The organism is Streptomyces sp. NPDC029151 (assembly GCF_055564315.1).
Window position 1 is genome coordinate 976,450 of the sequence record NZ_JBVHWQ010000002.1, and the last position, 12,394, is coordinate 988,843.

Genomic DNA, 12,394 nt, shown 5'->3' on the forward strand with positions numbered 1-12,394 from the left:
CCCCCTGGTCGTGTTCCCTGGTGTCTAGTTCTCTCTCGCCACCTGTATCCCTCCCTTGACTCCTCCGGTCCCGGTGATCGCCAGGGCTCCGTCGCGGTCGGTGCGCAGGACCGCCGCGCCACCGGCCCGCAGCGCGGCCATGGTCGTCGGTGCCGGATGGCCGTAGGGATTGCCGGCGCCCGCCGAGACCAGTGCCACCCGGGGTGCCGCGAGGCGGATCAGCTCCGGGTCCTGATGGGCCGAGCCGTGATGGGCCACCTTCAGCACGTCCACTCCGGCCAGCTCGGCGGCCGCCGGTGACCGCATCAGGGCCTGCTGGGCCGGGGGTTCGAGGTCTCCGAGCAGCAGCAGCCTCAGCCCGCCCGTGCGCACGAGCAGCGCGACACTGGCATCGTTCGGCCCCTCCGGCTCGAACAGGGCGCCCGGACGGAGCGGAGGCACCGCCGCCCCGCCGGGCGGACGCGTGCTCTGCGGCGGGGGCCACAGGACCTGCCAGGTGAGGGGGCCGGTGCGCCGTTCCTCTCCGGCGACGGCCGTCGTGACGGGGATGTGCCGTCCGGCAGCCTCCCGCCGGACGAACGCCGCCTGGTCCGCCGGTTCCGTGAGCCCCGTCGTCTCGATCGCGGCCACCGAGCGGCCCCGCAGGACGCCGGGCAGGCCCGCCACATGGTCGGCGTGGAAGTGGGTGAGGACGAGGAGGGGGACGCGGGTGATGCCCAGCCGCCGCAGGCAGTGGTCGGCCAGCGCCGGATCGGGTCCGGCGTCCACGACCACTCCGGCACCCTCCCCCGCCGCCAGCACGGTCGCGTCGCCCTGGCCGACGTCGCACATCGCGAACCGCCAGCCCGGAGGCGGCCAGCCCGTGATCACCCGGGTCAGCGGCGCCGGCCGCGTCACCAGCAGCAGGACCAGTGCGCCGAGCAGCGCGCACCACCGCGGGTGCCGCAGCAGTCTCCGGCCGGCCAGGACGACGGCCACGGTGACCGCCGCGAGCGTCAGCGCCCCCGGCCAGCTTCCCGGCCAGTCCACTCCCGCGCCGGGCAGTGCCGCCCCGGCCCGGGCGACCCCGGCGATCCACCCGGCGGGCCAACTCGCGCACCACGCCAGAACCTTGGCCGCCGGCATCACCATCGGCGCCGTCGCGAGCGCCGCGAAGCCGAGCACGGTCGCCGGCGCCACCGCCACCTCGGCCAGCAGGTTGCAGGGCACCGCCACCAGGCTCACCCGGGCCGACAGCACCGCCACGACCGGCGCGCACACCGCCTGCGCCGCTCCCGCCGCCGCCAGTGCCTCGGCGAGCCGCGGCGGCACCCGGCGGCGTCGCAGCGCCTCGCTCCAGCCGGGCGCCAGCACCAGCAGGGCGCCGGTGGCCAGCACCGACAGCAGAAAGCCGTAACTGCGGGCCAGCCACGGGTCGTACAGCACCAGCAGCAGGACGGCCGTGGCCAGCGCCGGCACCAGGGACCTGCGGCGCCCGGTGGCCAGGGCCAGCAACGCGACCGTGCCGCAGGCGGCGGCCCGCAGCACACTGGGGTCGGGGCGGCAGACGACCACGAAGCCCAGCGTCAGCGCTCCCGCGAGCAGCGCCGTGGCCCGCAGCGAGAGCCCCAGTCGTGGGGCCAGGCCACGGCGCTCGGCCCGGTGTGCCAGGCCGGGCGGCCCGATGAGCAGTGCGAGCAGAACGGTGAGGTTGCTGCCGGAGACGGCGAGCGTGTGCGTCAGGTCCGTCTCCTCGAAGGCGTGGTCCAGTTCCGGCGTGATCCGCGAGGTGTCCCCGACGACCAGCCCCGGAAGCAGGGCCCGCGCGTCTCCCGGCAGGTCCGCGGTCGCCTCCCGCAGGCCCGCTCTGAGCCGGCCCGCCAGTCGCTGTGCTGCGCTCGGCCCCGCCACGATCCGCGGTGCCGGCCGGCCACGCACCCGCAGCACGGCCGCGGTCCGGTCACCTCCGGTCAGGGCGGGAGCCAGGCGCCCGGCAACCCGCAGCCGTGTGGACGGCAGCACCCCGAGCCAGGCGGCCCGGCCGGCCGGGGTGCCCTGTCCGGCACGGGCCGGGGGCGGCCCGGGACTCCGGCTCCCCTCGGCACCGCCGTCCGGCGCCGGGACGTCCGGGTCGACGACCACCAGCACGGGTGTCCGGGTCCGCACACGCGTTCCGTCGGTCTCCTCGACGGTCCGCAGCTCGGCCCGGGCCAGGACCGCCACGGGCGCCGCGTGATCGCCTCGCACCCGTGGCCTGCTCAGCCAGGGATCGCCGCTCACCTCGACCTCTGCGGTCACGGTCGCGGACCGCCGTGCCAGCTCCGGCACCGGCCCGCGCCGCACGTCAGCCCCGTGCAGCCCGGCGGACGTGGCTGCCGCGGCGGCGCAGAGCAGGGTCGCGGCGACGGCTGGGCGCGCCCAGCCGAACCGGGTACCACGCCCGCCTGTCCCCGGCCGCCGTACCGACAGCAGCAGGAGGGCGACGCCGCCGACCAGGCAGACGACAGCGGACGCGGCGGTCCAGGGCGCCGGCGCGTCCAGGGTCAGGGCCGCCGTGGCCCACGCCGTGAGGGCGGGCGGGACCAGGCGCAGGTCCATGGGGCCGCCCCGGACGGCCTGCCCGGCTTCACCTCGCCCGGGTTCCGAGCGCGGGCCGGCCTTGTCGGGCGCGCGGTTCACGGCCGTACCAGCTCGCGCAGATCGGTGAACCGGCGGTCGCCGATCCCGTTGACCTCCCGCAGTTCGTCCACGGAGCGGAAACCACCGTGCTGGGTGCGGTAGTCGATGATGTGCCGGGCCAGTACGGGGCCGACCCCGGGGAGGGTGTCGAGCTGGTCCACGGAGGCCGTGTTGAGGGAGACCGGCGCTGTCGGTCCCGTGCCGGTGGACCCGGAGAGCGGACCGGCTGCCGGGCCGGGTGGGGCGGCGGAGCCGGCCGGGGTGCCGACGACGACCTGTTCGCCGTCGACCAGGAAGCGGGCCCGGTTGAGTCCCTCCAAGCTCACGCCCGGCCGGACGCCGCCCGCCGCCCGCAGCGCGTCGGCCACCCGTGCGCCGGCCGGCAGCCGCAGGATCCCCGGTTTGCGGACCTTGCCGCTGACGTCCACGACGATCTCCGCACCGCGTGCCGCCGACGTCCCCACGGCCGGTCCGGCGGCCGCTCCCCCGGCCTTCTTCCCGAAGGGCACGGGGGTACGCACCACTTGAGGAGCACTCAGCTGCTGTGGCCGGCCCGCCCAGAAGTGCTGCACCGCGAAGACCGCGGCGACCACGAGCACCACGGCGAGCGCCACGGCTCCCCGCCGCTCCACCGCGTACCGGGTCTGGAGCCACACCGGCATCCGCTCGCGCAGAGCCAGTCCGGCCCGCACCCGCCAGTCCGCGGCCGCCGGGTGCTCCGCGTCCGGCTTCCGCCTCAGCGCCGACTCCGGCTCCGGCTCCGGCTCCCGCTCCGGCAGCCTCACCGCACCACCGGGTTCGCGTGCAGGCGCAGTCGCCGCTCTCTCCCAGTCCCCGCGCGGCGCCGACCTGACCGCCGGCACCGCCCGCCCGGAACCCCCAGTCGCGCTCAGTCCGGGGGCCAAGCCCGTCCCCGTTGCCGTCGGTGCGCCGCCAGGCCCGTCCGGGCCCGGCGGCGCGTTTCCCGACTCCCGCCACTGCACGGCCTGTTCACCGAAGAGGAGTCGTACCCGACGGCGCAGCTCCTCCGCGGGCTCGGACGGGCGGTGGCGGACGCGGCGGCGAGGGCCGGTCGTACGGCGGTGCCGGAGGCGGCCGTCGGAGGCGGGGCCACGGCCGGGGCCGCTGGTCGGGGTTGCCGTACGTGAGCGAGATCGGAGTGTCATGCGACGAGGATGGGGCATTCCACCGCATCGCGATGATCTTGGTGAATTTCCGTGGACGCCCGGGCAGTTGTGGACAACTCCGCCACCCGGACGAGTGAAACGGGCCGGGTTCCGGAGCCGAGCGGGAAGGCCGGCTCCGGAACGACCGGTGTCAGCGGGGGGAGACGACCGCGCCCAGCAGCCCGGGCCCGGTGTGTGCGCCGATCACCGCTCCGACCTCACTGACATGCAGATCGGCCAGGCCAGGGACGCGGGCCCGCAGCCGGTCGGCGAGGGCGGCGGCGCGGTCGGGGGCCGCGAGGTGGTGGACGGCGATGTCGACCTCGGCGCTGCCCGCCCGCTCGGCGGCCAGTTCCTCCAGGCGCGCGATCGCCTTGGACGCCGTACGGACTTTCTCGAGCGGCTCGATCCGGCCGTCGCCCAGCTGAAGCAGCGGCTTGACGGCGAGCGCGGAGCCCAGCAGGGCCTGCGCGGCACCGATCCGGCCGCCGCGGCGAAGGTAGTCCAGGGTGTCGACGTAGAAGTAGGCGGAGGTGCCGGCGGCCCGTTTCTCCGCGGCTGCGACGGCCTCGTCGACAGTGCCGCCGGCCTCGGCGGTCTCGGCGGCGGCGAGGGCGCAGAAGCCGAGCGCCATCGCGACCATTCCCGTGTCCACGACCCGCACGGGCACCGGTGCCTCACGTGCAGCGAGGACCGCCGCGTCGTAGGTGCCGGACAACTCGGCGGACAGGTGCAGGGAGACGATGCCGCTCGCGCCGGACTCGGCGACCCTGCGGTAGGTCTCGGCGAAGACCTGCGGGCTGGGCCGGGAGGTGGTGACGGAGCGCCGCTTCTGCAGCGCCTGGGCCAGGGAGCGGGTCGAAATCTCGGTGCCCTCTTCGAGGGCCTGGTCGCCGAGGACCACGGTCAGCGGGACCGCGGTGATGCCATGACGCTCCATCGCCCGGGGCGGCAGGTAGGCCGTTGAATCGGTGACGATCGCGACATGGCGGGACATGAGCTGGAGGTTACCTGTCGTCGTGCGCGCGCGGCAGCCCGGCCCCTGCGCCGCGGCCGTGGAGCCGCACCCTCATGTGGTGCTCTCGGGACGGGGTTTCTTCTGCCAAGGGGAAGCGGGACGCCATGACGGCGGGGCGATCGCCTCGGGAGCGGGCTCGTCGGCCGCGCGGGGCCCGGGTGCCTTCGGCCGGGTCTGCTCGGTGGCCTGTCTGCCAGCCGCGGCGGAGGCGGGTGCTTCGGGCCACGGCGGGGACGCGTGGCCGGGTTCGGCACGCGTCCAGTGGCGCAGGGCGCCCGCTTCGATGTCGATCTGGGCGCTGAGGGTGCCCAGATCGTCGTCGGCGAAGCGGCGGGCCCGGTCGCGGACGGCCCAGCGCAGGGAGTCGGCGGACTGGGTGATGCGCTCGGTACGGCTGCGCAGTTCGGGCAGGCGCTCGGTGAGCGTGGCCCGGTCGGGCTCGGACTCCAGGCGCTTGAGGTCGGCGTCCAGCTCGTGTCCGTGCGCGCTGAGCCGCTCGAAGAGGCCGAGGGACTCCTTCAGCGACTCGTCCTCGGCCGCACCCGCGTGCAGCGCGTCCTGCGTGGCCCGCATGGAGGTGCGCAGCGCGAGCCGCAGCTGGGCGATCTCGGCGGCAGGACCGGTCTGGGTGAAGGACTTCGCGCGCAGGGTCTGGTCCTCGACCGCGCGGCGGGCCTGGGCGATGGTCCGGTCCACCCCCCGCTTGGTGGCGCGGACCGCCTTGACCGTGGCGTACGCGCCGAGGCCGACGACGAGCAGGAAGAGCAGAACGAACACGGTCAGCACTACGTCCATGACGCTCCTCCTCCGGCCGGTACGGCACGAGCCGCTGTGCTCTCCACGGTAAACGCTGCGGGCAGGCCCGGAGTTCCGGAAGAACCCCGAACCTGCCCGCAGAGGACCCTGAACCTCCCCGTAGGGGGCTACCCCGAGCCGATGGAAAGCACCCGTCACGCAGGAGGGATGACACGGTTGTCGCGGCGAGGGACCGGTCCGCGGTCGTCATGTGGGACCGGTCACCCCTTTCACGCGGGTTCACGCCGGTTCACGCGGGTTCACGCGGGTTCACGCGGGTTCACGCGGGTTCACGCGGGAACGATGTTGACCAGCTTCGGCGCCCGCACGATCACCTTCCGGATGCCCGCGCCGCCCAGCGCCGCGACGACCTTCTCGTCGGCCAGCGCCACCTTCTCCAGCTCCTCCTCGGAGATGGCGGGCGGCACCTCCAGTCGCGCCTTGACCTTGCCCTTGACCTGCACCACGCAGGTCACGGTCTCGTCGACGACGTAGTTCGGGTCGGCGACCGGGAAGTCCCGGTGGACGACCGAGTCGGTGTGGCCCAGCTTGCGCCACAGCTCCTCGGCGATGTGCGGGGCCAGCGGGGCGATCATCAGCACCAGCGGCTCGGCCACGGACCGCGGCACCGGGCCGCCGGCCTTGGTCAGGTGGTTGTTCAGCTCGGTGACCTTGGCGATGGCGGTGTTGAAGCGCAGGCCCTCCAGGTCCTGGCGGACGCCGTCGATCGCCTTGTGCAGGGCGCGCAGGGTGTCCTCGTCCGGCTCGGCGTCGGTCACGGTGACCTCGCCGGTGGCCTCGTCCACGATGTTGCGCCACAGCCGCTGCAGCAGCCGGAACTGGCCGACCACCGCGCGCGTGTCCCACGGGCGGGAGACGTCCAGCGGACCCATCGCCATCTCGTACAGGCGCAGCGTGTCGGCGCCGTACTCGGCGGCGATCTCGTCCGGGGTCACCGCGTTCTTCAGGGACTTGCCCATCTTGCCCAGCAGCCGGCTGACCTGCTCGCCCTGGTAGTAGTAGGCGCCGTCGCGCTCCTCCACCTCGGCGGCCGGCACCGCGATGCCACGGCTGTCGCGGTAGACGTAGGCCTGGATCATGCCCTGGTTGAACAGCTTGTGGAACGGCTCCGCGGAGGAGACGTGCCCCAGGTCGTACAGGACCTTGGACCAGAAGCGCGCGTACAGCAGGTGCAGCACGGCGTGCTCGGCGCCGCCGACGTACAGGTCGACACCGCCGTGCGGCTGGCCCTCGCGCGGACCCATCCAGTACCGCTCGATCTCCGGGTCGACCAGCTTGCGGTCGTTGTGCGGGTCCAGGTACCGGAACTCGTACCAGCAGGAACCGGCCCAGTTGGGCATGGTGTTGGTCTCGCGACGGTACTTCTTGGGGCCGTCGCCCAGGTCCAGGGTGACGTTGACCCATTCCTCGTTGCGCGACAGCGGCGTCTCGGGCTGGGTGTCGGCGTCGTCCGGGTCGAAGGTGCGCGGGCTGTAGTCCTCGACCTCGGGCAGCTCCAGCGGCAGCATCGACTCGGGCAGCGCGTGGGCGACGCCGTCCTCGTCGTAGACGATCGGGAAGGGCTCGCCCCAGTAGCGCTGGCGGCTGAAGAGCCAGTCCCGCAGCCGGAAGTTTACGGTGCCCTCGCCGATGCCCTCGCGCGCCAGCCATTCGGTGATGCGCGCCTTGGCTTCGACCACGCCCAGGCCGTTCAGCTTCACGTCGTCGCTGTCGGAGTTGACGATCTTCGCGTCGTAGGAGACGAAGGCGTCGTCCCAGGTGGACGGGTCGGTGCCGCGGCCGTCGGTCGGCTCGACCACGCAGCGGATCGGCAGCTCGAAGGCGCGCGCGAAGGCGAAGTCACGGCTGTCGTGTCCGGGGACGGCCATGATCGCGCCGGTGCCGTAGCCCATCAGGACGTAGTCGGCGATGAAGACCGGGACCCGCTCGCCGTTGACCGGGTTGGTCGCGAACGCGCCGGTGAAGACGCCGGTCTTGTCCTTGGCCTCGGCCTGCCGCTCGACGTCGGACTTCGAGGCGGCCTGCGCGCGGTAGGCGGCGACGGCGTCGGCGGGGGTGGCGTGGCCGCCGGTCCACACCTCGTGCGTGCCCTCGGGCCAGGCCTGGGGGGTGAACTTGTCGACCAGCGGGTGCTCGGGCGCCAGCACCATGTAGGTCGCGCCGAACAGGGTGTCGGGGCGGGTGGTGAAGACCGTGATGCGTTCGCCGTCGATCGGGAAGTCGACGCGGGCGCCCTCGCTGCGGCCGATCCAGTTGCGCTGCTGCAGCTTGATGGCCTCGGGCCAGTCCAGCCCCTCCAGGTCCTCCAGCAGCCGGTCGGCGTAGGCGGTGATGCGCATGTTCCACTGGCGCAGCTTGGCCTTGAAGACGGGGAAGTTGCCGCGCTCGGACCGGCCGTCGGCGGTGACCTCCTCGTTGGCCAGCACGGTGCCCAGGCCCGGGCACCAGTTGACGGGCGCGTCGGAGGCGTAGGCCAGGCGGTACTCGCCCAGGATCTCGGCGCGCTCGGCGGCGGTCAGCTGGCTCCACGCGCGCGTGGAGCCCGGAATCGCGCGCTCACCGGACTCGAACTGAGCGATCAGCTCGGAGATCGGGCGGGCCTTGCGGGCTTCCTCGTCGTACCAGGAGTTGAAGATCTGCAGGAAGATCCACTGGGTCCACTTGTAGTACTCCGGGTCGATCGTGGCGAACGACCGGCGCTTGTCGTGGCCCAGGCCCAGCCGGCGCAGCTGGGCCTTCATGTTCTCCATGTTGGCCTCGGTGGACACGCGCGGGTGCGTGCCGGTCTGCACGGCGTACTGCTCTGCGGGCAGGCCGAAGGCGTCGAAGCCCAGGGTGTGCAGGACGTTGTGGCCGGTCATGCGCTGGAACCGGGCGTAGACGTCGGTGGCGATGTAACCCAGCGGGTGGCCGACGTGCAGGCCCGCACCGGAGGGGTACGGGAACATGTCCATGATGAACTTCTTGGGCCGGGCGGCCACCGCGGGATCGCCCGCCAGGTCGCCCGTGGGGTTCGGAGCCGCGTAGGTGCCGTCGGCGTCCCAGAAGTCCTGCCAGCGTGCCTCGATGTCGGCTGCCAGTGCGGCCGTGTAGCGGTGCGGCGCGGCCTCCGCCGACGCGCCGGCGGTGGCAGCGGGGTTCGTCTCGCTCATGATCCTCAAAGCTCCATCGATCGTCTCTGCCTGCGGAAATGAAAAAGCCCCTCGCACAGGAGGGGACGCCGCGCCGATGCCGACCTCACGGTGGGACCGGGGTCGGTACTGATCAGCGCGGCCCGCTAAGCAGAAGGCGTACGGCACGCATGGCGTTAGGGTACCGCAGCCCTTGAGCAAGCCGCGAGGCGCTTCCGTATCCCTGATGGACATGTCACGAAGCCCGCCGGAACTGAACGAAGGTCAGCAATTACTTCGCGTACCGTCCCCTATGGGACACCGCCCCCGTCGCATTGTCTGTTGATAACAACGCAATAACTCAAACCCCGTACTGATCGGTATGGCGCCACCTAGAGTGCGGCAGCGGGACCGCTTTCCCGAAACTGCTCGGAGTTGCCCCCATGAACCCTCGTCGTAGTACCAGCTCGCTCCCCAAACCCGGCCGCTCGGCCTATGGGGTGGCGTCCGCTGTCGTCCTGCTGCTCATACCCGTGATCGTGCTGGTCGGAGGCAGCCAGTTCCGCGAGTTCCTGAACTTCGGCGCGGGCGTGCTCTCCCTCGTCTCGCTGAGCTGCTCGGTGATCTGGGGCCTGTTCGCGCAGGACCGGATCTTCCTGAACACCCGGCAGCGGATCATCGGCCAGGCGGTGCACCGGACGACCGCGGTCGCCTCCATCGCGTTCCTGTTGCTGCACATCACCACGAAGATCGCCCTGGACCACACCCGGCTGATCGCCGCGATCATCCCGTTCTCGCTCGGCGTCACCGGGATCGGCGGCCTGATCGGCCTGGGCTCGCTGGCGGGGCTGCTGATGATCTTCGTGGGCATCACCGGCGCCCTGCGCAGCAACTTCGCCACGCCGGCCCCGGTCGCCGCCCGCTGGCGGGCCATGCACATGCTGGCCTACCCGGCCTGGTGTGCCGCGCTGGTCCACGGCCTCTACGCGGGTCGATCGGCCAAGCCGGTCTTCGTGATCCTCTACAGCCTCTCCCTGCTCGGCGTGATGGGCGCCCTCGCGCTGCGCGCCGCACCGCGCCCGGTCAAGCGGAGGGTCGCCGACCGGCTGGTGGCCCTGTTCGGCAGTTCGGAGCGGCCCGGGCTCGACGATCTGGACGCGAGCCGTTCCCGGGTGGCCGAGTCGGCGCTGCCCGGCTTCGAGAGCCGCCGGGAGCCGAGGCCGGCACCCGCCGGGGCCACGGCGTCCCCGCTGTACCAGACCCCGGCCGCCCCGGCCGGTGAGCCCGCCTCCGGCTTCGCGGCGGCCTACCGCGCGGTCTCCACGCCGGGCCGCCCGCAGCAGCCCTTCGCGGCCGGCCAGACCGCCCGGATGGACCTGCCGCTGGATCTCCAGCCCACGGAGGCCGTCCCGCGCGTGGACGGCCCCTCCAGCACCTCGGGCAGCTGGCCGATCCCGTCCCCGCCGCCGGTCGGCGAGGCCCCGCCGTCCGCGTACGACCCGCTCCAGGACACCGGCTACACCATCCCGGTCTATGGCAATCCGGGCGCCACGGGATACGGCGGGAGTGACGTGTACGACACCGGTGAGACAAACGGCCTCTACGGCACGTACAACCCGAGTGACACGTTCAACAGCGGTCCCGCCACCGAAACGCTGCCCGGTTCGTCCTATGAGGCACCGGGTTCGGGCGAACCTTGGAACATGCCTTCCGGAGGCTTTAAGTGAACGAGGCCCTGCCCGACGTCCCCGAAGTCCGCGTGGTCGGGCTTCCCCAGCTCACGTCGGGCTTCGACCTTGTGGAGCGGCTCGATCTCCCCATGCATCTGAAGGTGCACGGGCCGCTCGATCCGCTGGGCGGCGAGCAGCTCGCCCAGCTCGCCGAACGCATCAACCTGAAGGGGCGCGGCGGCGCCGGTTTCCCGTTCCACAAGAAGCTGCGCTCGGTCGCCGAGTCGGCCATCAAGCGCGGGGTGCGGCCGGTCGTCGTGGTCAACGGCAGCGAGGACGAACCGGCCTGCCGGAAGGACACGGTGCTGATCAACCGTGCCCCGCACCTCATCCTGGACGGCGCGCTGCTGTGCGCCGAGGCGCTCGGCGCGCGCACGCTCGTGATCGGCGTCACCCGGGAGTCCACCCAGCGCTCCATGGAGGCCGCGCTCGCCGAGCGGGGCCTGAGCAACAGCCGTAGATCGGCACTGCGCGCGTGGGTGCAGCGCAATCCGGTCCGCATGGTCACCGGTGCGGCCGCCTCGCTGGTCCGCTCGATCGACGGCGGCCCGGCGATCCCGCCCGGCCGCAAGATCAGCGCCTCGCAGAGCGGCGTCGGCGGCGCACCCACGCTGCTGTCGAACGCGGAGACGTTCGCGCAGCTGGCCATCGCCGCCCGTATCGGCCCGGAGCGCTACGGCAACACCGGCCTGTACGACGAACCGGGCACCGTGATGCTCACCGTGTCCGGGGCGGTGGCCCGCCCGATGGTGATCGAGGTCCCCACGGGCGTGCCGCTGCGCTACGTGCTGCAGCTGGCGGGCGCCCCGCCGGTGCCGCAGGGCGTGCTGACCGGCGGCTATCACGGCAAGTGGATCGACGCGGCCACCGTGAACGAGGCGATCGTCTCCCGCAACTCGCTGGACGCGGTGGGCGGTTCGCTGGGCGCGGGCGCGATCCTGCCGATCAGCCAGGAGACGTGCCCGCTGGGCGAGTCGCTGCGGGTCGCGCAGTGGCTGGCCGAGGAGAGCGCCGGCCAGTGCGGACCCTGCTACCTCGGACTGCCGGCCGCCGCGCGCGGGATGGAGGACATCCTCAACGGCGGCGGACCGGCCGCCCTGGAGGCACTCAAGCAGGTCGCCAAGAACGTGAAGCGGCGCGGGGCGTGTTCGCACCCGGACGGCTCGGCGATGTTCCTCGAGTCGACCATCAAGGCGTTCACCGACGACTTGGCCGCACACGTCCTCGGCAATGGCTGCGGACGGCCCGTGGAGGGCGTTCTGCCGCTCTTCGAGGGAGGCAGGGCCCCCACGGGCATCCCGGGCGGCGCAGAGCCCGAGGAGTCCGGCTCCAGCCGCCAGAAGATCTACGTCGACTGGACGCTGTGCCGGGGCCACGGACTGTGCGCGGACATCCTCCCGGAGGTGTTCGAGCTGGGCGCCGACGGATTCCCGACCGTCGCCCAGGCGCGGGTGCCGCGGTACGCGGAGGCGAAGGCCCTGCGCGCGGTACGCCGCTGCCCGGCGCTCGCCCTGCGCATCGAGGAGGACACGCGCGGGCAGGCGCCGTCGCGGAACCTGCCGGTCCTGTCCCAGGGGCGCGGCCGGCGCGCGCTGGGCCGCTGAGCGCGTAGGGAACGGCGGGTCACCCGAGCCGGTGACCCGCCCCCACCCACGCGCGCGTCATGGGGGCACAACACACCGAAGGCGGATCATCCGTGGGATGATCCGCCTTCGATTTCTGTGGAGCTAAGGAGAATTGAACTCCTGACCTCCTGCATGCCATGCAGGCGCTCTACCAACTGAGCTATAGCCCCTTGTTGTGTCCCGCCGGGTTCCCCCGGCGACGACGTAAACATTACAGGGCCCGCAGTGCAGCACCAAATCGGTTTCCCGCCCGTCCCGATTAGGGCACTAA

General features: G+C 72.8%; 7 protein-coding genes and 1 tRNA gene. 2 read left to right on the forward strand and 6 right to left on the reverse strand.

The genetic code is table 11. The annotated features are described in order from the left end of the window. Positions 1–24: 24 nt before the first annotated feature. From ACZ4VF_RS12155 to leuS, 5 genes are all read right to left on the reverse strand, one after another. A complete protein-coding gene (locus tag ACZ4VF_RS12155; RefSeq protein WP_467925309.1) occupies positions 25–2,577 on the reverse strand; it encodes a ComEC/Rec2 family competence protein in 2,553 nt (850 codons plus the stop codon). 77 nt (positions 2,578–2,654) lie between these two features. Further along, the gene (locus ACZ4VF_RS12160) at positions 2,655–3,443 is read right to left on the reverse strand and encodes a ComEA family DNA-binding protein (RefSeq protein WP_467925314.1); all 789 of its coding nucleotides are present in this window, start codon (positions 3,441–3,443) and stop codon (positions 2,655–2,657) included. 532 nt (positions 3,444–3,975) lie between these two features. Continuing rightward, complete coding sequence (locus tag ACZ4VF_RS12165) at positions 3,976–4,821, reverse strand: DegV family protein (protein ID WP_467925316.1); 846 nt, start codon at positions 4,819–4,821, stop codon at positions 3,976–3,978. Positions 4,822–4,893: 72 nt separating this feature from the next. Beyond that, positions 4,894–5,637 carry a hypothetical protein gene (locus ACZ4VF_RS12170; RefSeq protein WP_467925318.1) on the reverse strand — a complete coding sequence of 248 codons (744 nt, stop codon included), beginning with the start codon at positions 5,635–5,637 and terminating at the stop codon, positions 4,894–4,896. 290 nt (positions 5,638–5,927) lie between these two features. Further along, positions 5,928–8,810 (reverse strand): leucine--tRNA ligase, encoded by a 2,883-nt coding sequence (gene leuS / locus ACZ4VF_RS12175; protein ID WP_467925320.1) that lies wholly within the window; start codon positions 8,808–8,810, stop codon positions 5,928–5,930. A gap of 401 nt (positions 8,811–9,211) precedes the next feature. Between leuS and ACZ4VF_RS12180 the strand changes: the two genes are divergently transcribed. Then, the gene (locus ACZ4VF_RS12180; protein WP_467925322.1) at positions 9,212–10,495 is read left to right on the forward strand and encodes a cytochrome b/b6 domain-containing protein; all 1,284 of its coding nucleotides are present in this window, start codon (positions 9,212–9,214) and stop codon (positions 10,493–10,495) included. Beyond that, positions 10,492–12,102, forward strand: coding sequence for an NADH-ubiquinone oxidoreductase-F iron-sulfur binding region domain-containing protein (locus ACZ4VF_RS12185; RefSeq protein ID WP_467925324.1), 1,611 nt, complete (start codon positions 10,492–10,494; stop codon positions 12,100–12,102). The genes ACZ4VF_RS12180 and ACZ4VF_RS12185 overlap by 4 nt, the downstream gene beginning before the upstream one ends. A gap of 118 nt (positions 12,103–12,220) precedes the next feature. Here the strand turns inward: ACZ4VF_RS12185 and ACZ4VF_RS12190 are convergent. Then, a tRNA-Ala gene (locus tag ACZ4VF_RS12190) sits at positions 12,221–12,293 on the reverse strand. Between the last annotated feature and the right edge of the window lie 101 nt (positions 12,294–12,394).